Genomic DNA, 21,016 nt, shown 5'->3' with positions numbered 1-21,016 from the left:
GCGTTGCAGAACCGCACGCTGATGGGCTGGGCGCGCACCGCGCCGACCCAGGCCCGCGTGCTGAGCACCCGCGATGTCGAGGCGATCGCCCGCGCCGTGCGCGAGAGCGACGAGCGCGGTGTGATCGCCCGCGGCCTGGGCCGCAGCTACGGCGATCCCGCGCAGAACGCGGGGGGCGTCGTCGTCGACATCACCCCGCTGGACCGCATCCACGACATCGACCCCGATTCGGCGCTGGTGGACGTGGACGCGGGCGTGAGCCTGGACCAGCTGATGAAGGCCGCGCTGCCCTACGGCCTGTGGGTTCCGGTGCTGCCGGGCACCCGCCAGGTGACCATCGGCGGCGCGATCGCCAACGACATCCACGGCAAGAACCACCACAGCGCGGGCAGCTTCGGCAACCACGTGGTGTCGATGGACCTGCTCACCGCGGACGGCGAAGTCCGCACGCTGACGCCGGACGGCGCCGAGTCCGAGCTGTTCTGGGCCACCGTGGCGGGCATCGGCCTGACCGGCATCCTGCTGCGCGCCAAGATCCGGATGACCCGGACCGAGACCGCGTACTTCATCGCGGACACCGATCAGACCGCCGACCTGGACGAGACGATCGCGCTGTTCGACGACGGCTCGGACGAGAAGTACACCTACTCCTCGGCCTGGTTCGACTCGATCTCCACCGGGTCGAAGCTGGGCCGCGCCGCGTTCGGCCGCGGTTCGCTGGCCACCGTCGACCAGCTGCCGAAGAAGCTGCGCGCGGACCCGCTGAAGTTCGACGCCCCGCAACTGCTGACGCTGCCGGACGTGTTCCCGCCGCGGCTGGGCAACAAGCTCACGTTCAGCACGATCGGCGAGCTGTACTACCGCAAGACCCCGAAGCGCGGCCGGGACCAGATCCAGAACATCAGCGCCTTCTACCACATGCTCGACCTCATCGGTGAGTGGAGCAGGGCGTACGGTTCGCAGGGCTTCGCGCAGTACCAGTTCTCCGTGCCGTACGGCAAGGAGGAGGACCTCAAGCGGATCATCCGCAAGATCGCGCACTCCGGGCACGTCTCGTTCCTCAACGTCATCAAGAAGATGGGCGAGGGCAACCGGGGCCTGCTGTCCTACCCGCACCCCGGCTGGATGGTGTGCCTGGACTTCCCGATCGTGGACGGGCTGAGCCGGTTCTGCACCGAGCTGGACGAGGAAGTGCTCTCGCTCGGCGGCCGCCTGTACACCGCGAAGGACTCGCGGACCACCGCGGAAACGTTCCACAAGATGTATCCGCGGGTCGAGGAGTTCCGCAAGATCCGCCAATCCGTTGACCCCCGAGGCGTGTTCGCCTCAGACATGAGCCGGAGGCTCGAGCTGTGATTGACGCCGTTGGCAACCCGCAGTCCCTGTTCATCCTCGGCGGTACCTCCGACATCGCGCTGGCGACCGCGGAGCGGTACGCGAACCAGCGCCCGCTGCGGATCGTGCTGGCCGCGCGCCCGGAGGAGGCCGAGCTGGTCGAGGCCGCGGCCGAGCGGCTGCGCAAGACCGGCAGCACGGTCAGCACCATCGAGTTCGAGGCCCGCGACCCGGAAACGCACGGCGAGGTGGTCGAGAAGGCGTTCGCCGACGGCGACATCGACGTCACCCTGGTCGCGTTCGGCGTGCAGCTGGACAACGAGAAGTGCTGGACCGACCCGGCGGCCGCGCGGCTGACCGCGGAGGTCAACTACGTGGCGCCGATGTCGCTGGGCGTGCACCTGGCGGAGAAGCTGCGCAAGCAGGGCCACGGGCACCTGGTGATGATGGCTTCGCCCGCCGGTGAGCGCGCGCGCCGGACGAACTTCGTCTACGGCTCCGCCAAGGGCGGCATCGACCTGTTCTACTCCGGGCTGACCTACGCGCTGTCCGACTCGGGCGTGAAGGTCACGGTCGTGCGCCCGAACTTCGTGAAGACGAAGCTGACCGAGGGCATGAAGCCCGCGCCGATGGCGCAGACGCCGGAGCAGGTCGGCGCCGCGATCGTCGACGCGGTCCGCAAGGGCAAGGAGTCCATCTGGGTCCCGGCGCAGATGCGCTGGGTGATGACCGTGCTGCGGCACCTGCCGCGGGCGATCTTCCGCAAGCTGTCGTTCTGATCGAGCCGCTCGATCCGCCGGGCCGCCGGGGCTTTTCGCTCCGGCGGCCCGCTTTTTCCACACGAGTCCACTGTGGACTTAGATGTTCGGCCGGTGCGCCGCCCCGCGGCCGCGGTGGTGCAACCGGCGACGGCGGCGATCGTCCGGAGGCGTGGACGGATCAGCGCGTGCAGCACCAGTAGCGTGCCGAGCACCGCCACGATCTGCAGCGCGTCCCGTTCCACCATCGACGGGCCGAGCGCGCTCGCAAGATGCCGCTCACCCAGGCGTCGGCTGCTCGGCGGTGCGCTCGCTGCCCTCCGAGGTGAGCCGGGACAACAGGTGCATGGCCGCCTCCGAAGAGGATCCCGGCTCGGTGGTGTAGACGTACACGCTCTGATCGGGATCGCCGTTGGGCGTCAGCGCCTGGTACCGGACGGTGAGGTCGCCGACCAGCGGGTGGTGGTAGCCCTTCGTCCCGGTCGTGCGCAGGTGCACCTTGTTGTCCGACCAGCAGCGGCGGAACTTCTCGCTGTGGATGGACAACTCGCCGATCAGCGCGCTGAGCTTCGGATCGTCCGGGTTGCGGCCCGCGTCCAGCCGCAGCATCGCCACCGTGTCCGCGGCCACCGCGTCCCAGTCCGCGTAGAGCTCTGGTGCGTGCGGGTCGAAGAACACGAACCGCGCCTGGTTGCGCCGCTGCGCCGGAAGCGCGTTGAAGTCGGTGATCAGCGCCGCGGCGATCCGGTTGTGCGCGAGCACGTCCAGCCGCCGCCCGAGCACGAACGCCGGTGAGCAGACCTGGTCGAGGCTGCGCACCAGGTCCAGCGTGGCCGGAGCCACGCGCTGCGGCTTCGGCCGCCGCTTGCGTTCCGGGCCGGGGCGGGCCAGGTCGAACAGGTGGCTGCGCTCGGCATCGTTCAGCCGCAGCGCGCCGGCCAGCGCGTCGAGCACTTCGGCCGAGGCGGTGGTGCTGCGGCCCTGCTCCAGGCGGGTGCAGTAGTCGACGCTCACGCCGGCGAGCCGGGCGAGTTCTTCGCGCCGCAGGCCCGGAACCCGTCGCCTGCCGGTGTCCGGCAGGCCCAGCTCCGCCGGGTCCACCCTGGCCCGGCAGGACCGCAGGAACCCCGAAAGAGCGGTGCGCTGTGGACTCATACCACCAGTGTGCCCTGCGCAGGCGGGCCGAGGGGCCGCTCGGGTGGGACGGTTCTTCCCCCGATGAGCGGGGCCTGCTCAGCCGCCCGAATCGGGTCGCCGAGCTGCTTCCGTGGTGTTCGTCCGGCCGGCACGGCCGGAGGATCTTAGAACCTGTCCTTGAACTTGGCGGTCCGGGTGTGTGCCCAGGTTCCGCTACCCGGACACCTCCGCACAACAAGTTCAAAGACAGGCACTTAGGAGAGGAATTCGGCAATGGCAACGTGGTTGATCACCGGCGCGGCTCGCGGTCTCGGCGCGGAGATCGCCCGCGCCGCGCTCGCCCGCGGCAACGACGTCGTGGCCGCAGCCCGCGACCCGCGCAAGCTCCCGGCCGACCTGCGGGACTCGGAGCAGGTGCTCGGCGTGCAGCTGGACGTGACGCGCAGTGCGGACGTCCCCGCCGCGATCGACGCGGCGATCGACCGGTTCGGCGGGATCGACGTGCTGGTCAACAACGCCGGTCGCGGCCTGCTGGGCGCGCTGGAGGAACTGTCCGACCAGGAGGTCCGCTCGCTGTTCGAGCTGAACGTGTTCGGCCTGCTGAACACGACCCGCGCGGCGCTGCCCGCGTTGCGCGAGTCCGGCGGCCGCATCGTGCACATCGGTTCCCGCGGCCGATTCGAGGGCGAGCCGGGCGCGGGCGCGTACAACGCCACGAAGTTCGCAGTGGCCGGGATCAGCGAGGCGCTGGCGGCGGAACTGGCACCGCTGGGCGTGCAGAGCATGGTCGTCGAGCCGGGTACTTTCCGGACGGACTTCCTGGACGGCAGCTCGCTGTCGCGGCCCGCGAACTCCCTCGCGGTCTACGACGGCACTCCCGCGCACGACACGCTGGACTGGGCGGCCGCCACGAACCATGCTCAGCTCGGCGACCCGGCGCTCGCCGCGCGGTTCATCTGCGAGGTGACCGAGCAGGAGAAGCTCCCCGGGCACCTGCCGGTCGGCGCGGACGCGATCGAACGGCTCGAGGTGAAGCTCGCGGCGTTGCGCGGGGATCTCGACCAGTGGCGGGAAGCGGCGGCGGCCACCGCCGCGGAGTGAGCGCGCTGCGGGGAAACCCTTGAACCGGGACGAATCTCCGGGGTATTTCCGCAGATCAGACGATCGTAATCGGATAGCAATCCAACCACGGAAAAGCATTCACGCTGGTCAGCGATCAACGAAACGTGGGCTTATTTTCACGTTCCTCGCGTGCCGGTGCCGCGCTGCTCGCGGCGCTCGGCGGCTTGACCCTGCTGCTCGGCGTGTTGGCGGTGCTGGCTCCGGTCCGCGCCGACGACCCGGTGGTGCGCTGGCCGAAAGCCGATGCTCCGGCATCGTCGACGGTGCTGCCGCTATCGCCGTACCGGCCGCTGGAGTTCGACGCGACGATCCCGTGCGGGGCGTTGCACGCGGTGGACGCGCAGGACGGCACGGCGTTGAGCACGTCGCCGGAAGGACCCGGCCTGCGCGTCACCGCAGGCTCCGGGACCGTCCACTTCGGATACGGCGTGGACGAACTGCTGGCCGAGCCGCTGCCCGCGGGCGACTGCGCTTACCGGGTGCACGCCGACGCGGGCGGCGTGCAGGTGCTGCGCGACGGCCACGAGCTGGTGTCCCGGCCGGACCTGCTGCCGCCCCAGGTGGCCGAACTGGCCAGTGACGTCCCCGGCGCTCCCGGGCTCGGCGTCGAGCTGCACACCGACGCGCGCTACGAATCCGGCCCCACCGCGGTGAAAACGGTGCTGCTGATCGCGCACGCGTGCTGCCTGGCGCTGCTGCTGGTGCTGGCCTGGCGGCGATGGCGCGGCACGCAGTCGATGCACCGCCTGCGGGTTCCCCGGCCGGCACCGGCGGACGCGGTCGTGGTGCTGGTCTCGGTGGCGTGGGTGCTGCTCGGACCGGCCAACATGGACGACGGCTGGTACATGATGATGGCCCGCAACGCCGAGGCTTCCGGCTACCTCGGCAACTTCGTCTACATGTACAACGCCACGGAGAACCCCTTCGGGCTCAGCCAGTACATGCTGCAGGTCTGGGGCTGGCTCGGCGGATGGTCGCTGTGGTGGATGCGGCTGGTGCCGACGCTCTGCGGCCTCGCGACGTGGGCGCTGCTGCGGGTGTTGCTGGCGACGATGCTCGGCCGGACGGCGAACCTGCGGGCGGTGCCGTGGGCGCTGCTGGTCGCGCACCTGGTCTGGTACCTGCCTTACGGCACCACGCTGCGTCCGGAGCCGGTGATCGTGCTGTTCGCGGCGGCGACGCTGGTGTTCGCCGAGGCGGCGCGGGCGCAGCGGTCGGTCGGGGCGCTGGCCGCGGGCACGGTGTGCGCCACGCTCGCGGTCACCGCCTCGCCGTCCGGGGTGGTCGCGGCCGCCCCGCTGCTGCTGAGCGTGCCCTGGGTGCTGCGCTGGCTGCGCGAGCAGAGCTGGGCGGAGCGGGCCGGGGTGCTGCTGCTGGCCGCGGCATCGGCCTCGGTGATCGTGCCCGTGGGCTTCGCCGACGCCACGCTCGGCGACGTCCTCGAGGCCACCGACGTGCACAAGTGGTACTACCTGTCGTTCTCCTGGTACGAGGAGTTCGAGCACTACAACACGCTGCTGAACACCGCGGGCTGGGCGCGGCGGCTGCCGGTGCTGCTCGCGCTGGGCGTGCTGGCCGTTGTCACCGTCGCCAGCGGGCGCGGCGGCATGGGGCGTGACCCGATCCGGCGGCTCGTGCTCACCAGCGCGATCACCACCGCCATGGCGCTCGGCCTGATCGCGCTGAGCCCGACGAAGTGGGTGAACCACTTCCACTCCATCGCCGCCGCTCCGACGGTGCTGCTCGCGGCCGTGCTGCTGCGATCCCCGCTGCCGCGGCGGGCCGGGGCGGTGATCAGCATCGGCAGCGTCTTGGTGCTGATCGGCGCGGTGTCGCTGAGCTTCGCCGGGAAGAACTGGTGGATCCCGTTCACCGACGCCGGACAGCGGTTCGGCAACCACGTGAACCCGGCCGCCGACGACCAACTCCCGCACATCGGCCCGCTCTTCCTGCACAACCCGCTGCCGTGGCTGACGCTCGCGCTGGGCACGTGGTTGTGGGCGCGTTGGCGACGCCGGTCCGGCAAGCTCGTGCGGATCAGCGCGGACCGGGCCGTGCTGGTGACCGCCTCGCTCGGCTCGGTGCTGCTGATGGGCGCGCTGTTCGTGTACGCGCCGATCGCGCAGGCACCGGGGTGGACGGTGGCGCGCAGCGGGATACAGACCGCCTTCGGCGACGGGTGCGGGCTGGCTTCCGATGCGCGGGTGCAGCTGCCGGTGCAGCGTCAGCTCGGTGCTCCCGTGGGGCAGGCCGAGGTGTACGACGATTTCGCGGGCTCCGGCGCCCAGCCTCCGATTCCGACGAGCCCGTGGGGTTCGCCCACCGCGCTCTGGCACGACGCGCGCCCGGACGGCACCACGCCGAGCGTCGGCAAGCTCGTCACCCCGTGGTACCCGCTGGCAGGCGAGGGCACGAACATCACCGTGCCCGTCGCTGGCGGGCTCGAAGGGCAGGAATTGCGCGTCGAGTTCGGGCACGCCGCGGGTGACGGCTTCACCGTCACCGGCTCCGCGGAACTGACGCCGGACCTGCGGCGCTCGGCACTGCGCGAATGGCAGCAGGTTTCCGCGCCGGTGCCGCAGGCTCGACCGGACGCCGCCAGGGTGGTGGCCGTCGACCGGATCACCGGCGCGAACAGCTGGCTCGCGGTCGCCGAGCCGAAGGCCACCGAATCCCGGCCCGTCACCGAGGTCACCCGCGGGCGCACGGTGTTCGCCAACCACATCGCCGCGCCGCTGTGGCCGTGCGTGAACCAGGTGTCGGTGCACAACGGCATCACCGAGACGCCCGAGGTCCGGCTGACCGCCGACGAAGGCTTGCCGTCGGAATGGCTGGACAACATCAGCAACCTGCCGTGGGCCGGCGCGTGGGTGCAGACCTCGCGAACGTGGGTGCAGACCAAGCTGCCCGCCGAACTGCCCGGCGGACCGCCCCGGCTGCCGTGGGGGAACGTGTTCGTGAACCGCTACCTGCACCCGGTCGGCCAGTACGACCTCGACGTGCGGCAGGTGACGCGGCAGGGGTGGACGCGGCTGCCGACCCTCGCGGACAACGACTACGGGGACATCGACGGCAATGCGGGCGTGCAGCGCTCCGACCGGGACGGCGATGCGCGGGACTAGCGCCCGGAACCGGGCCGTGCGGCCGAACCGGTGAATTTGCCGGACGGCGGCAAACCGGCGCGGTGGCCGGTGCGTGCGAGCGGTGACCGTGTCGGACAACAAAAAAGGGGACCCGACTTGAACACGACACGCTGGGGCACCGCTCTCGCCCTTCTACCGTTGGCCGTCCTCCCGCTGGCACCGGCCACCCCGGTCGCACTGGCCACCCCGGATGCACTGGCGGCGCCCGCCTCCGCCGCACCACCCGCACAGGTCCGGGAGTTCACGCCGATCGAAGACCGCTACTGGAACGACGCGGCGCTGCGGGAACTGCTCGGCGACCCGGTGGACTCCGAACAGGGCGACGGCGCGGTCACCTACCGGCAGTTCCAGCACGGCTGGCTGTTCCACACCGAGCGGACCGGGGTCGCCGAGATCCACAGCGACATCGCCGCCCGCTACGACTCCGCGGGCGGCTACGCGTCGCTCGGGGCCGCCACCAGCGACGAGCTGATCGCGCCGGACGGAGTCGGCCGCTACAACCAGTTCACCGGCGGCACCCGCGGAGAAGCCTCGATCTACTGGACCCCGGACACCGGCGCGCAGGGCGTGTGGGGCGCGGTGCGGGCGTTCTGGGCGGAGAAGGGCTGGGAGGTCGGCTACCTCGGGTATCCGACGACGACCACCGAGGCCACGCCGGACGGGCTCGGCGAGCAGAACCAGTTCGTCGGGCCGGACGCCGCGGGCGCATCGGTGTACTCGACCGAGCGGACCGGCACGCACTCGGTGCAGGGCGCGATCCGCGACGCCTGGATCGCGCAGGGCTCCGAGACCGGGCCGCTGGGCTACCCGGTCACCGACGAGCTGGCGGCGCCGGACGGCGTCGGCCGCTACAACGAGTTCTCCGGCGAGCAAGCCGGTGTTGCCTACTGGCACCCGGACGCCGGTGCGCACTGGCTGACCGGCGCGGTGCTGGCGCGCTGGGACGAGCTGGACCGGCAGTCCGGATACCTCGGCTACCCGACCTCCGATCCGCACGAGGTCGAGGGCGGCACGCAGGTGGACTTCCAGCGCGGCTACATCCTGTTCGACCCCGTCACCGGCGGCGTCAGCGACGGTCCTTGGTCGTGATCCGCGCGGGTTCCGCCTGGTCCGCGGGCCGGGCGGAACCCGCCACGATCCCGTCCAGCAGTTCGGCGAGCTCGCGGGGACGGCTGTGGTAACCGACGTGCCCGGCGTCGACGGAGTGCACCCGGAACGGGTTCCGCGGCGCCAGTGCGTCCGCCTCGGCGATCATCCGGTCCTGCGCGGCGGGCAGGATCGCTCGGTCCGCGGTGAACCGCACGTAGTGCCGCGGCACCCGGCCCCACCGCTGCGGAGTCGCAGGGCATCGCTGGGTTCCGAGCAGGAAGTTCACGTCCGGTTCCATGGTGCCCAGCAGCGCGCGGAACTCGTCCGCGGAACCCTCGGCCATGATCGCCGCGTGCGCCTTCGCCAAGTAGTCGGGATCGGCGCTGCGCAGGTTGAGCCGGACCACGCCGAGCCGCTCCGGGTCGCCCACCTGCGGCCACGGGATCTGGTCGAACGGGTTGCCCGAGTGCTCGGGCCAGGTGGCGTTCTCGCCGACGGTGGCCGAGCGCACCGCGCACCACGCGGACAGGTAGACCAGGCCGTGGACCACCTCCGGAGCGGCCTCGGCGACCGCGGTGATCGGCACTCCACCCGCACTCGTACCCGCCAGCACCACCGGGCCGTGCTCGGCCAGCCTGCGCACCACCGCCAGCAGGTCGTCGGTGTAGTCGGTGAGTCCGATCCCGGCCAGCGCGGACGGCTCGGCCGCGAACGCTTCCAGGTCCTGCGGCGACTGGTGGTAACCGGCGGGATGGTGCGCGCGGGTGCCGTGCCCCGGCAGGTCCACCGCGAGAGTCCGGTGGCCTAGCAGCGCGAGCTCGCGTTGCAGCGGGCCCCACACCTGCGCGGTGGAGGCCGCGCCGTGCACCAGTAGCAGCGTGGGAGAGGTGCCGGCGGACAAGCTGCCTCGGTCCCGGCTGCGACCCCGCCGCTACGGCGAGCCCGGAACCGCCGGAGCCTCGCCGATCACCCGGAGCGCCGCCTGCGGTCGGCGGATCAGAACGGCTGGTCCAACAGTAGCGGCGGCTTGTTGAACACGACGAACTCTTTTCCGGGATGCCGGAAGCGGCGGTTGCCCGCCTCCCGCGAGTGCGGATGGCGGTGGATGTAGAGCCACACGCCCATCGCGAGCCGGTGGAAGATCGGGTTGTCGGTGCTCAGGCGGTGCCTGCCGACGTACTCCGACCAGTCGTGCTCGGGCCAGGCGATGTCCTCGTCGTCCGGTTCGGCGGCGGCCGAGCCGGTTCGGGTCCGGGACCGGGCCGATGCGGGAGCGGCCGGTTCGGGAATGGCGAGCTGCGCAGGACCGGCGGGCAGCCCAGGACCGGCGGGCAGCGCGGCGACCACCTCGTGCAGGCGGTGCACCGTCAACGTGCCCGGGCCCGCGTGCGCGTGCTCGCCGTTGCCGCTGCGCAGCGGGAACGCCAGCAGAACCGCGGTGGCCAGCGCGAACAGCGCGATCGTCGCGCAGATTTCGATGCTCATGCTCGCTTCCTCGCGTCTCGGGAGCTCTCGCCGGATGCACCGGCGGCCGGATTCCTGTTGCTTGCCCGTTGCTGTTCCGTGCCCGTTGCGACTCGCTCCGGGCGGTTCCACCGGTTCGCTCGGTCCGGAGCGGCGGGAATATCCCGCAGTGGCGACCGCCCTCATGAACGATAAAGAAACCTGCTTCGCACCGGGAACTACCCAATTGGATGATCTTGGTTGCCGTGCGCGGATTCCGCTGGAAGAACTGAAAGTGAAGCCATGTCATTCCGGCGCCGGAGCCCGCCCGATCACCGGACCGAACCACCGGCGGATCAGACCACCGGATCGCATCCGGATCAGACAATCCGAGCAGAAGGGGAATCATGAGCCGCACCGCCGAGAGCCTCTCCCGGGAGGGCGTTGGCCGGCAGCGCATCCGCGCCGATGGCTCCGCCGGAGGCGTTCCCGCGGACAGCGTCGCGCACCGCGCGCTGAGCCCGCCCGTGGCCCGCCTGCGACTGGGACGGCTGCTCCGCGACATGCGGGAGAGCTGCGGAAAGACGCAGGCCGAGGCGGCGCTCGCGCTGGAGTGCACCAAACCGAAGATCAGCAAGATCGAAACCGGCAAGGCCACCATCGGCCCGGGTGACGTCCGGCTGCTCGTCGGGTTCTACGGGGTGCACGGCGATCCGACGGAAGCCGTGCTGGAACTCGCCCGCCAGGCGCGGAAGCGGAATCAGATTCGCGTTCCCGATTGGGCGCAACGTTTCGTCGCATTGGAAAGCATTGCCACCGCGGTCTCGATCTACCAGTCCGAACTCGTGCCCGCGCTGTTGCGGACCGCCGACTACGCGAAGGCGATCAACCGCGCCGCCGACACCGGCCTGAGCGACGAAGAACTCGAACGCCTTTCCGCGGTCCTCGAGGAACGCAGAACGGTGCTCGACCGGGAGCAGCCACCGCAAATCGCGGCCGTGCTCAACGAAGCCGTGCTGCGCCGCCCGGTGGGTGGCGAGCCGGTGCTGCAGAACCAGCTGGAGCACCTGCGCGAGCTGGCCGATCTGCCGAACGTCGCGGTGCAGATCCTGCCCTTCGACACCGGCGCGCACCCGGCGATGGCCACGTCGTTCCAGCTGGTGCGCACCGAGCAGCCGACCCCGAGTTCGGTGGTCTACCTGGAGGAGCTGATCGGTTCCAGCTACCTCGACAGCAACGCGCAGACCGACTGGTACGCGCGCACCTTCGACCGGCTCCAGGACACCGCGCTGAACACCGAACGCAGTGCCGAGCTGCTGGAGAAGCTGCTCGGGGCTTGATCCGCTCTCGGTCCGGTCACGAAGGGACCACGGTTCGATCGGCTGCCGCGCAGGATCGTTGGCCGCCGCCGGTCCGCGCTGATAGCCCGGGTCGTGGCCGCAGACGGCAACCCGCAACCGCTGTGGCGCGTGGGGAAGAATGCCTTCGCTACCCCACCCGGCTTGGCGATCTGAGGACGGTGCCGTGGAGCCCAGCAGCCCGGTCCGCGCGGACGACCCGGACATCGCGCAGCGCTCCCGCCTCGACGAACTGGAAGCGCGGGCGGCGCTGCGGGCTCGGTGGGCCGCGCACTCGCTGGCGCTGTTCGCGGGCGTGGCCGGGTTGATCTGCGCGCTGGTGCTGCCGTTCGCGCCGGTGTGGGCGGACCGCACGGACGTGCATTGGCCGTCCGCCGAGGAACCCGCGGTGTCCACGACCGCCCTGCTCGCTCCCTACCGGCCTGCCGAATTCACCGCGACGGTGCCCTGCCCGGTGCTGCGCACAGCGCTGGACAAGCCCGCGCCGACGACCTTGCTGTCAACCTTGCCGCCGGGTAGCGACCGCGAAGGCATGGTGCTGAGCACCGCGGCGGGCGAGCCGGAACTGGTGCTCGGCCAGCGCGAAGTGCCGCTGCCGCCGCTGCCTGCCGACTGCGACCTGACCGTGCGCGCGGACGGGCACGACTCGCAGGTCTCGATCGGCGACAGCCCGGTGATCACGCTGCCCGGAGTCGCCGCGCCGGAGGTCTTCACCTTCCGCACCGGGCTCGCGCCGCCGGACGCGGCGCAGCTGTCGGTCGACGCCCGCACCTACTCGTGGTTCGAGACGTCCCCGACGCCGCTGAAGAGGTCGCTGGCGCTCACCGCGATCCTGCTCGCCGCGGTGTCGCTACTGCTGCTGGTCGCGCACGCGCCGCCGACGTGGACCGGGGTCCGGCTGGCACTGCGCCGACGCATTCGGTGGAACACTTCACTAATACTGCTGACTGATGCCGCGGTGGCTGCCGCGCTCGCGTCGTGGCTGGTCATCGGACCGCTCAGCGATGACGACGGCTTCGCGATGCTGACCGTGCGCAATTTCGCGGAGACCGGCGACATCGGCAACTTCTACCGCTGGTTCAACGCCTCGGAAACCCCGTTCACGCTGGTGCAGCACCTGATGCGCTGGGTTTCCGACTACAGCCTGGCGCCCGCGTGGCTGCGGGTGCCCAGCGTCGTCGCCGGTTTCCTCACCTGGCTGGTGCTCGGCCACGGCATCGTCGCGCGGCTGTGCCGGGGCACCCGGCGAGTGCCGCTGCACCTGTTGACCGCGGTGTTCTTCCTCGTCTGCTGGCTGCCGTTCGACCTGGGCATCCGGCCGGAGGCGTTCGTCGCGCTCGGCACCGCCGGTGTCGTCGCGGCGCTGCTGCGGGCGAGCGCCGAAGGCGCGCGCTCGCCGTTCGGATGGCTCGGCGCCGCCGCGTTGCTGACCGGGCTCACGGTCGCTGTCACGCCCACCGGGATCGCCGCACTGCTGATCGTGGCGATGTTCGCGCCGCGGATCCGGCGCCTGTTGCTGCGCCCCGGGACGGTCAGCCGGTGGCTGGTGTTGCCCGCACGGGTCGCGCTGCTCGGCTGCCTCGGCGCGGTCGGTGTGGTCGCGATGTTCACCGACTCCACCTGGAACGGGCTCAAACAGGCCAATGCCGTGCACAACGAGTTCGGGCCGAGCCTGGGCTGGTACCAGGAGATCGACCGGTACGCGGAGCTGCTGGGCACCACCTCGTGGGGCTCGGCGGGCAAACGGCTGGCCGTGCTGCTGACGGTGACCGCGGTGCTGATCACCGCCGGGTGCGCGATGCGTGGATTGCACCGCATGACGCGGATGCCGGAGCTGCCGTTGCTGCTCGGCTCGGTGGTCGCGGTGTTCGCGACGCTGTGGTTCACGCCGTCGAAGTGGACGCACCACTTCGGCGCGCTGGCCGGTCTCGCGCCCGCGCTGCTGGCGGCGACGGTGGTGCTGCTGTCCCGGACGGGCGTGCTGGAGTCCGCGCGGCGGGAGGCGAAGCTGCTCGGCCTGTTCGGCGCGGTGGCCGCCGCGGTCGCCGCCGCGCTGTCGTTCATGGGGCCGAACTCGTGGTGGCAGTACTCCGATTTCGGCATGGCGTGGTCGGACGCCCCGGTGCGGCCGTTGGGATTGCCGCTGGACAGCCCGCTGGCGTGGCTGGCAGCGGCCGCCGTCGTCGGGCTCGCGGCATACGGACTGGTGCGGCTGCGGGTGCTCGCTTCGGCGGTCACGCTGCCTGCTTCTTCGCTGTTCACGCTGTCCGCGCTGGTGATGGTCGGGGTGCTGCTCGGCTCGTTCGCGCAGGCGCCCGCCAAGGCCGGCGAATTCTCCATCGCTCAGTCCAATTGGGACAGCGTTCGCGCGCGCAGCTGCGGCATCGAGAACGAGGTGGAGACGCTGCCGCTGGCCGAGAACGGCACGCTGCGGATCACCGACGGCCCGCTGGACGACACCGGCGAAGCAGGCAGCGGCGAGACGGGCAGCGGCTTCGCCGCGAATCAAGGACGTCCGGGATGGCCCCCGCAGGAACCGCTGCTGCGCCGCCCGCCGGGCGAGCGACCGCTGCGCCCGACCGGCCCGGAAGCGACACCGGCCGAGGCGAGTCCGCTGATGTGGGACAGCCTGGCCAACGGGCCGCGGACCGTCGGCGAAGTGACCACCGGCTGGTTCGAGCTGCCCCGCCCGCGCCCCGGGCAAGTGCTGTCGGTGTGGGTCGCCGGACGCCCCGAGCAGGGCAACGACCTGCGCATGGAGTTCGGCGGCTCGACCGGTTCCGGGACGCGCGGCCTCGGCTCGCGAACGCTGCGGGACGCACCGCCGCAGCAGCTCCCGTTCGAGGATCCGCGGATGGGCAGGCCCGTCGACTGGCGCGACTTCAGCTCCTGGCGGCTGCTCACCGTAGACGCGAACGAGTTGCCCGCCGGTACCGACCGGGTGCGGCTGCGCGCCACCGACACCACCACCGACGAGCAGGGCTGGCTCGCGTTCGGCGGCCCGGCGGTGCGAGATGTGGTGCCGCTGCGCGACGTTCTGGACGGCGGGCGGCCTGCGCTGGTCGATTGGCCGATCAGCTTCCTGTTCCCGTGCCACATCGACTACCCGCGCGTCACGCGGGGCACCGCGGACAGTCCGGGCGTGCTGGTCACCCCGCCCGGCGGAGAAGGCTCGATGGCGTTCGACCCGTCCTACGGCGGTGTGTTCACCGGCGCGCTGAGCCAGTCCCGCCGCCTGGAGACTCCGAGCCGGTTGCGCGGTGCGCCCGGAGTGATCTGGGGCCACGTGCTGTCGGTGAGCTACGACGTGGAACGGGACGCCTACGACACCCGCACCCGCCGCGTGCGGCAGGGCGGCGCGGACGGCGACGGCGAGTACCCGTTCGAGCCCGGCAACCTGCATCCCTGACCCCGCGCGCACATAACGATCAAACGATCGGGCTGCGAACCGCGGCCGTGCTGCGCAAAACTGATCGTGCGCGAGTGCGCCCGGCACCGCCCCGCCCGGGCCCGTTCCACGGGCAACGCACCGGCGGTCCGCGGCGTCCACGCAGCGGGTGGGAGCGAGGGAGGTCTTTCAGGTGGCGGAAACGATCGGCGAAGCCGTACCCGTGCCGTCGCCGGAACCGCGGCGCGAGCGCGCGAGAACCGGCCTGCGGATCTGCTACGTCCTGCCGGTCTACAACGAAGCCGAGGGCATCCGCGGTTTCCACCGCGCGTTGCTCGCGGCCACCGGGACGCGCCCCGAATTCGACTACGAGTTCATCTACGTCAACGACGGTTCCGCGGACCGCTCGCTGGTGATCCTGCGGGAACTCGCCATCGCCGATCCGCGGGTGCGGGTGCTGGACTTCGCCCGCAACTTCGGCCACCAGATCGCCATCACCGCTGGCCTGGACTACGCCGACGGCGACGCGGTGATCGTGATGGACACCGATCTGCAGGATCCGCCGGAGGTGAGCCTGGAGCTGATCGACGCCTGGCGCGGCGGTGCCGAGATCGTCTCGGCGCGGCGGCGCAGCAGGCAGGACACCCGGTTCAAGCGGCTCACCGCGCACACCTACTACCGGCTGCTGCACACCTGGGCCGAAGTGGACATCCCGACCGACACCGGCGATTTCCGCCTGCTCGACCGGCGCGCGGCCGAGGAGCTGCGCGGCTTCCGCGAACGCAGCAGGTTCATCCGCGGCATGGTCGCCTCGATGGGGTTCCAGCACACCGAGGTGCTGTTCGACCGGGACGAGCGCGCCGCGGGCGAGACGAAGTACCCGCTGCAGCAGATGGTGCGGCTGGCCGCCGACGGCGTCACCGGTTTCTCCACCGCACCGCTGAAGCTGATCACTCGGGTGGGGTTCGTGAGCTTGGCGCTGGCCGCGATCGGCATCATGTACGCGGTGGCGATGCGGCTGCTGTGGCCGTCGATCACCGTTTCCGGCTGGACGATGCTGATGGTGGTGATGTTGTTCCTCGGCGGGGTGCAAATGCTGTCGCTGGGCGTGATCGGCAGCTACATCGGGCGGATCTACCACGAGGTCCAGCAGCGGCCGCTGTACATCGTGCGCAGAGAGATCCGGCATGACCAGGACTGAGCAGCAGGTCAAACTGCCGCTGCCGAGCCGCGCGCTGGTGCTCTACGGGATCATCGGAGTCTGCGGCGTCACCCTGGACTACCTGCTGTTCCTGCTGCTGTTCAACGTGGCCGGGATGCACGAGCAGGTGGCGAACGCGATCAGCACCAGCGTGGGCATCGCGAACAACTTCGTGTTCAACGCCTGGTTGAACTTCCGCACCCGGGACCGGCTGCTGCGGCGGTTCGCCCGGTTCTACACGGTCGGCCTGGCCGGGATGGCGCTGACGTTCCTGCTGCTGCAGCTCGGCTCCGGGGCGTTCGGCTGGAATCCGAACCTGGTCAAAGCGGCCGCGATCCCGCTGGTCGTCGGGCTGCAGTACTTGATCAACAAGAGGTGGAGTTTCGGATGAAGCTGGGTGTCGTCGGTGCGGGTGCCACCGGCCTGACCGCCGCGTTCGACGCGGTCAAGGCCGGCCACGACGTGACCGTGCTGGAAGCCTCCGGCGAACTCGGCGGGCTCGCGGCCTCGATCGAGGTGGGCGGCACACCGCTGGAGCGGTTCTACCACCACAGCTTCAAGACCGACCGGGCGATGATCGAGCTGGTCGAGGAGCTCGGCCTGGGCGACAAGCTGCGCTTCCACTCCCCCGCCACCGGCGTCTACTACGGCGGGCGGACGCACCCGTTCGGCACACCGGCGGAAATGCTGCGGTTCCCCGAGTTCTCGCTGCTCGACCGCCTGCGGTTCGGGGCGAGCTCGGCGGCGCTCAAAGCGGTCCGCGACGGCTCCCGGTTCAACTCGGTGCGCGCGCTGGACTGGATGCGCCGCTGGGCCGGGCCCCGGGTCACCGAGACCATCTGGGAACCGCTGCTGACCGGCAAGTTCGGCGAGCGAGCAGGTGAGATCTCGATGGCCTGGCTGTGGGCGCGGATCCACTACCGCACGTTCGGCCTCGGCTACGTGCACGGCGGGTTCGAGCAGGTGTACCGGGCGCTGCTGGAGGCGGTGACCGCGCGCGGCGGGCGGGTCGAGTTCGGCAAACCGGTCAGCTCGATCAGCCAGCCCGACCTGGTGGCGGTGGGCACCGCCGACGGCGCCGAGTACGAGTTCGACCGGCTGATCGTGACGGTTCCGCAGCCGGCGTTCGCCCGCGCCGCCGACCTCGAATCCGACGACGTGCTGTGGCGCAACCAGTACCTCGGCGCCACCTGCTTCGTGCTGGAGTGCGAGCGGAGCCTGATCCCGTACTACTGGCTGAACATCAACGACACCGAGTTCCCGTTCCTCGCCGTCGTCGAGCACACCCGGATGGTCGACCGCGCCGAGTACGGCGGGAAGCACGTGGTCTACGTCGGCAACTACGTGCCGCGCGACGACTGGCGGTTCACCACCGAGCCCGCCGAGCTGCTGGAGCGCTACATCCCGTGGCTGCGCAAGCTGAACCCGGACTTCGACGAGTCGTGGATCTCGAACTGGCACTTCTCCAAGGCCGGTTTCGCGCAGCCGATCGTCACCCCGGAATACCGCTCGCTGATCCCCGCGCACGAAACCCCGATGCCCGGCGTCACGCTCGCCACCATGTCCCAGATCTATCCGCAGGACCGCGGGCAGAGCTATGCGGTGCGGATGGCGCACGACGTCACCCGCCGCCTCGGGCTCGACCGCCCGTCGTGAGCAGGCAGCGGCGGTAGCGGGCGGAATCAGCGGCCCCGCCGCGCAGAACCGCTCAACGCCCGGGCCCGGAGGTGCGGCGCCCGCGCGGTGAGCGGTCGGCGAGGCGGTGCGGCCCGGAGGCGCTGGCCGCGGGTCAGCCGGCCAGCAGCTCCTCGGTGCTGGCGGTCACCCCGTCGGCAGCGGTCTGCCAGGGGGTGCCATCGGGCTGCAGGGTGAGCAGCACGACGATCTTGCCGTCCGCGATGCCCGTGGTGTGCATGGCTCGCCGGGTGAGGTCCACGTCGCCGTTCGCCGCGAACGGCCGAGCGCCGCCGCGGCTTTCCGCCGAAGCCGACGCCTTGGAGCGCTGGACCGGCTCCGAGGACAGCAGCTGCCCGGTGCGCGCGGGATCGTCGGAGTCGTTGCACTCCTGTCCCGGCGCGGGACCGTCGCCGAAGCCGGACCAGCCCTGCTTGGCCGCGTCCGCCTCGGGCGCGGCGCTGGGCAGGCCGAAGGACTGGTCGAAACCGTCCGCGGCGCACTTGGTGTGCTTGCCCAGGTTCGTCAGCACGAAGTCCCGGGTGCGGGCATCGGTCTTGTCCAGGACGTAGCGGTAGGTCTTGGCGATGTCGGAGGCGCTGGTGCCGGTGTAGCCCCAAACGCTCGACTGGTCGGCGGGCGGCGGCACGGTGTCCTGCAGCCCCATCTTGGCGACCGAGCGCTCGATGATCTCGGCGCCGCCGTTGCGCACCCAGAAATCGCTGGCCGCGTCGTCGTTGCTGGATCGCAGCATCGGCTGCAGCAGCAGCTTGTCCTCCTCGGGGATCGGCTTGGCCTGGTCGAGGCGTTCCAGGTGGTCCACGGCGATGAGCAGCTTCACCACCGACGCGGCGCGGAACTTCCGGTGCTCGTCGTGCTTCGAACGGACCTTCCCGCCCGACTCGTCCATGACGACGTGGGCGGCGGTGGAGTTCGCGGGAAGTTCGGCGGCCGAGGCGACTCCCGGAGACGCCAGCAGTGCGAGGCCGACCGCCGCGGCACCGACGAAACGACCGAATTCCTTGGCATGTTTGAGGTTTCGAATACTGGCCACGAGCGGAGCCTATGCCGCTACGCGGCCGAGTGGTCCACTTCGGACGGAAGATCGGGGATTCCCTTCGACAGCCCGGAAGAGATCGCAGAACCCCGGAGGCCCGCCGCGGAGATCAGCTCTGCAGCAACTCGCCGGTGCGTTCGGACACCGCGTCCGCCGCGGTCTGCCAGGTGGTGCCGTCGGGTTGCAGCGTGAGCAGCACGACGATCTTGTCGTCGACGATGCCGGTGGTGTGCATGGCTCGCCGCGTCGTGTTCGGGTCCGCTGCCTGCTCCGCCGCGGCCGGGACGTCGTCCGCCGCGGCCGGGACGTCGTCCACCGGGGCCGGCGCGCGCACCGCCTGCCCCGCGAGATCGGCCAGTAGCTCACCGGTGCGGGCCGGATCGTCGGAGCCGTTGCACCTGCGGCCCGACGCGGGCGAGGCGCCGAAACCGGACCAGCCCTGCTTGACCGCACCCACCTCGGGCGCGGCGCTGGGCAGGCCGAAGGACTGGTCGAAACCGTCGGCGGCGCAGGCGGTGTGCCGCCGCAGGTTCTCCAGCATGAAATCCCGAGTGCGGGGATCGGCCCCGTGCCTGATGTAGCGGTAGGTCGCGGCGACGTCCGAAGCGCTCATCCTGGTGTAGCCCCAGGTGGTTTCCTGGCCCGCCGGCGGCGGTTCGGTGTCCGACAAGCCGATCTTGTCCACCGCGCGTTCGATGATCTCGACCCCGCCGCCCTCCGCCCACAACGCGGTGGCCACGTCGTCATTGCTGGAGCGCAACATCGGCTGCAGCAGCAACCGGTCGTCTTCGGTGATCGGCACGTCGGGATCGAGCCGTTCCAGGTGGTCCAGCGCGATGAGCAGCTTCACCACCGACGCGGCGCGGAACTTCAGGTGCTCGTTGTCCTGCGACTCGACCTCGCCGCTCGCGTCGTCCACCACGACGTGGCCCGCGGTCGAGCCGAGCGGGAAATCCGCCGACCACGCGAGGCAGGAAACTCCGAGGAACGCGGCGCAGCCCACCGCTGCGCTCACCGCCAGCACCGGTCTGCGCCGCGACCGGACACCGGCCTTCTGCACTGCGCACATGCCGGTGAGACTACGAACGGAGCGGGCGAAAAGGTCGTCCTTGCGGCGACAACCGGGAGGACCCCGCGGCAACCCGCGAAAAGCAGAACGCTCGACCGGGAAAACCCCGGTCGAGCGTTCGCGTACTTCCGCCGGCGGTTTACAGGTAGTACGCCAGGAACAGGCAACCCGCGAGGCAGGCGCCCAGGACCAGCAGGACCTTGTCCTTGAGCGCGACCTCTTCCGGCTCGCCCGCGACGCCCTTGTCCACGTCCACCGCGTACCGCAGGATCGCGATCACCATCGGGATGATCGAGATGATGCCCCAGCGGGACTGCTCGATCGCGCGGATGTCGTAGGCCCACAGGCAGTAGTTCATGATCGTGATCGCCGCCGAGATGGCCCAGACGAACCGCAGGTACGACGGCGAGTACGCCTTCAGCGACTTGCGGATCTTCGCGCCGGTCTCGGCGGCCAGCTTCACCTCGGCGTAGCGCTTGCCCGCCACCATGAACAGCGAGCCGAACGCCACCACCAGGTAGAACCACTGGGTGATGACCAGCCCGGCCGCGGCACCACCGGCGACCGCGCGCAGCAGGAAGCCGGAGGCCACGATGCACAGGTCGATCACCGGCTGGTGCTTGAGCCCGAAGCAGTAGCCCAGCTGCACCCCGATGTAGACCGCCATCACCGTCAGCAGGCCCATGCTGACCACGCCCGAGATCACCAGCGAGCCACCCAGCAGCAGCCCGCACACCAGGTACGCGACCGGCAGCGGGATCAGACCGGCCGCGATCGGCCGGTTCCGCTTGGTCGGGTGCTGGCGGTCGGACTCCACGTCGATGGCGTCGTTGATGAAGTAGATGCCCGAAGCGGCCATCGAGAACACCACGAACGCCAGCGCCGCGTCGGCGAGGATCGTCGGGTCCCACAGCGCGCCCGCGGTGAACGGGGCGGCCAGCACCAGGACGTTCTTCACCCACTGCTTCGGCCGCAGCTCCTTGATCAGGCCGCTGATCAGGCCGCCGACGGTGCCCGCCTTCGCGGTCACCTTCGCGTGGTAGGCGTCCGAGGACTTGTCCTTGTCGTCCTCGGCCTGCTCGGTGGTCTCCTCCAGCACGGCGGCGCTGCCGCCGGCCTCCGAGCCGATGGAGCCGTCCGCGTCGGCCTCGACCTCTTCGCGCGCGGCCTGCTCGCCGTCGGTCTCCGTCACGACCTGGCCGTTCTCGCCAGCGTCCTCGTGCGCGGCCGCGACACCGTTCG

At 70.8% G+C, this 21,016-nt stretch carries 16 protein-coding genes; 10 read left to right on the top strand and 6 right to left on the bottom strand.

The genetic code is table 11. The features are described from left to right. Positions 1–21: 21 nt before the first annotated feature. Both dprE1 and dprE2 read left to right on the top strand, forming a co-directional pair. Entirely contained in the window at positions 22–1,356 is a 1,335-nt protein-coding gene (gene dprE1, locus INP57_RS01375; protein ID WP_200068665.1) for a decaprenylphosphoryl-beta-D-ribose oxidase, read from the top strand. Continuing rightward, positions 1,353–2,114 (top strand): decaprenylphospho-beta-D-erythro-pentofuranosid-2-ulose 2-reductase, encoded by a 762-nt coding sequence (gene dprE2 / locus INP57_RS01370; RefSeq protein ID WP_200068148.1) that lies wholly within the window; start codon positions 1,353–1,355, stop codon positions 2,112–2,114. The genes dprE1 and dprE2 overlap by 4 nt, the downstream gene beginning before the upstream one ends. A 258-nt stretch (positions 2,115–2,372) precedes the next feature. On the opposite strand, the gene INP57_RS01365 is transcribed toward dprE2, so the two are convergent. Then, complete coding sequence (locus INP57_RS01365) at positions 2,373–3,248, bottom strand: helix-turn-helix transcriptional regulator (protein ID WP_200068147.1); 876 nt, start codon at positions 3,246–3,248, stop codon at positions 2,373–2,375. Positions 3,249–3,503: 255 nt separating this feature from the next. On the opposite strand from INP57_RS01365, the gene INP57_RS01360 reads away from it, so the two are divergent. From INP57_RS01360 to INP57_RS01350, 3 genes are all read left to right on the top strand, one after another. Continuing rightward, entirely contained in the window at positions 3,504–4,331 is an 828-nt protein-coding gene (locus INP57_RS01360; protein WP_200068146.1) for an SDR family NAD(P)-dependent oxidoreductase, read from the top strand. A gap of 125 nt (positions 4,332–4,456) precedes the next feature. Beyond that, positions 4,457–7,474: an arabinosyltransferase domain-containing protein gene (locus INP57_RS01355; RefSeq protein WP_200068145.1), complete on the top strand. Its 3,018-nt coding sequence runs from the start codon at positions 4,457–4,459 to the stop codon at positions 7,472–7,474. Between the two features lie 159 nt (positions 7,475–7,633). Beyond that, a complete protein-coding gene (locus tag INP57_RS01350) occupies positions 7,634–8,584 on the top strand; it encodes an LGFP repeat-containing protein (RefSeq protein ID WP_233626587.1) in 951 nt (316 codons plus the stop codon). On the opposite strand, the gene INP57_RS01345 is transcribed toward INP57_RS01350, so the two are convergent. Together INP57_RS01345 and INP57_RS01340 are read right to left on the bottom strand one after the other, a co-directional pair. Next, positions 8,562–9,485 (bottom strand): alpha/beta fold hydrolase, encoded by a 924-nt coding sequence (locus INP57_RS01345; RefSeq protein WP_200068144.1) that lies wholly within the window; start codon positions 9,483–9,485, stop codon positions 8,562–8,564. The genes INP57_RS01350 and INP57_RS01345 overlap by 23 nt on opposite strands. 95 nt (positions 9,486–9,580) lie before the next feature. Then, positions 9,581–10,069 carry a hypothetical protein gene (locus tag INP57_RS01340; RefSeq protein ID WP_200068735.1) on the bottom strand — a complete coding sequence of 163 codons (489 nt, stop codon included), beginning with the start codon at positions 10,067–10,069 and terminating at the stop codon, positions 9,581–9,583. 365 nt (positions 10,070–10,434) lie between these two features. Between INP57_RS01340 and INP57_RS01335 the strand changes: the two genes are divergently transcribed. The 5 genes from INP57_RS01335 (at position 10,435) to INP57_RS01315 (ending at position 17,630) form a co-directional block, all read left to right on the top strand. Continuing rightward, a complete protein-coding gene (locus INP57_RS01335; protein WP_200068143.1) occupies positions 10,435–11,367 on the top strand; it encodes a helix-turn-helix domain-containing protein in 933 nt (310 codons plus the stop codon). Positions 11,368–11,551: 184 nt separating this feature from the next. Further along, a complete protein-coding gene (locus INP57_RS01330) occupies positions 11,552–14,794 on the top strand; it encodes an arabinosyltransferase domain-containing protein (RefSeq protein WP_307849844.1) in 3,243 nt (1,080 codons plus the stop codon). A 172-nt stretch (positions 14,795–14,966) separates the two neighbouring features. Next, on the top strand, positions 14,967–15,974 hold the full coding sequence (locus INP57_RS01325) for a glycosyltransferase family 2 protein (protein WP_200068141.1): 1,008 nt from the start codon (positions 14,967–14,969) through the stop codon (positions 15,972–15,974). Then, positions 15,961–16,365, top strand: coding sequence for a GtrA family protein (locus INP57_RS01320; RefSeq protein ID WP_200068140.1), 405 nt, complete (start codon positions 15,961–15,963; stop codon positions 16,363–16,365). Before INP57_RS01325 ends, INP57_RS01320 begins: the two co-directional genes overlap by 14 nt. Continuing rightward, the gene (locus INP57_RS01315; protein WP_233626584.1) at positions 16,362–17,630 is read left to right on the top strand and encodes an NAD(P)/FAD-dependent oxidoreductase; all 1,269 of its coding nucleotides are present in this window, start codon (positions 16,362–16,364) and stop codon (positions 17,628–17,630) included. The genes INP57_RS01320 and INP57_RS01315 overlap by 4 nt, the downstream gene beginning before the upstream one ends. A gap of 133 nt (positions 17,631–17,763) precedes the next feature. Here INP57_RS01315 and INP57_RS01310 read toward each other — a convergent pair whose 3' ends face one another. From INP57_RS01310 to INP57_RS01300, 3 genes are all read right to left on the bottom strand, one after another. Continuing rightward, the gene (locus INP57_RS01310) at positions 17,764–18,702 is read right to left on the bottom strand and encodes a hypothetical protein (RefSeq protein WP_307849843.1); all 939 of its coding nucleotides are present in this window, start codon (positions 18,700–18,702) and stop codon (positions 17,764–17,766) included. A gap of 112 nt (positions 18,703–18,814) precedes the next feature. After that, positions 18,815–19,774 carry a D-alanyl-D-alanine carboxypeptidase family protein gene (locus tag INP57_RS01305; RefSeq protein ID WP_233626583.1) on the bottom strand — a complete coding sequence of 320 codons (960 nt, stop codon included), beginning with the start codon at positions 19,772–19,774 and terminating at the stop codon, positions 18,815–18,817. A 139-nt stretch (positions 19,775–19,913) separates the two neighbouring features. Then, complete coding sequence (locus INP57_RS01300) at positions 19,914–20,870, bottom strand: decaprenyl-phosphate phosphoribosyltransferase (RefSeq protein WP_233626697.1); 957 nt, start codon at positions 20,868–20,870, stop codon at positions 19,914–19,916. Positions 20,871–21,016 lie beyond the last annotated feature (146 nt).

This window comes from Saccharopolyspora galaxeae, from assembly GCF_016526145.1.
In the GTDB taxonomy this organism is placed as follows: domain Bacteria; phylum Actinomycetota; class Actinomycetes; order Mycobacteriales; family Pseudonocardiaceae; genus Saccharopolyspora_C; species Saccharopolyspora_C galaxeae.
The sequence above is the reverse complement of the archived record's forward strand: the minus strand, read 5'-3'. Positions and strand labels throughout refer to the sequence as shown.

Excerpts from the sequence above, each read along its gene's own strand:
- INP57_RS01340 (WP_200068735.1), bottom strand. The coding sequence starts at position 10,069 with ATGAGCATCGAAATCTGCGCGACGATCGCGCTGTTCGCGCTGGCCACC.
- INP57_RS01305 (WP_233626583.1), bottom strand. The coding sequence starts at position 19,774 with ATGTGCGCAGTGCAGAAGGCCGGTGTCCGGTCGCGGCGCAGACCGGTG.
- INP57_RS01315 (WP_233626584.1), top strand. The coding sequence starts at position 16,362 with ATGAAGCTGGGTGTCGTCGGTGCGGGTGCCACCGGCCTGACCGCCGCG.
- INP57_RS01365 (WP_200068147.1), bottom strand. The coding sequence starts at position 3,248 with ATGAGTCCACAGCGCACCGCTCTTTCGGGGTTCCTGCGGTCCTGCCGG.
- dprE1 (WP_200068665.1), top strand. The coding sequence starts at position 22 with ATGGGCTGGGCGCGCACCGCGCCGACCCAGGCCCGCGTGCTGAGCACC.
- INP57_RS01320 (WP_200068140.1), top strand. The coding sequence starts at position 15,961 with ATGACCAGGACTGAGCAGCAGGTCAAACTGCCGCTGCCGAGCCGCGCG.
- INP57_RS01335 (WP_200068143.1), top strand. The coding sequence starts at position 10,435 with ATGAGCCGCACCGCCGAGAGCCTCTCCCGGGAGGGCGTTGGCCGGCAG.
- INP57_RS01360 (WP_200068146.1), top strand. The coding sequence starts at position 3,504 with ATGGCAACGTGGTTGATCACCGGCGCGGCTCGCGGTCTCGGCGCGGAG.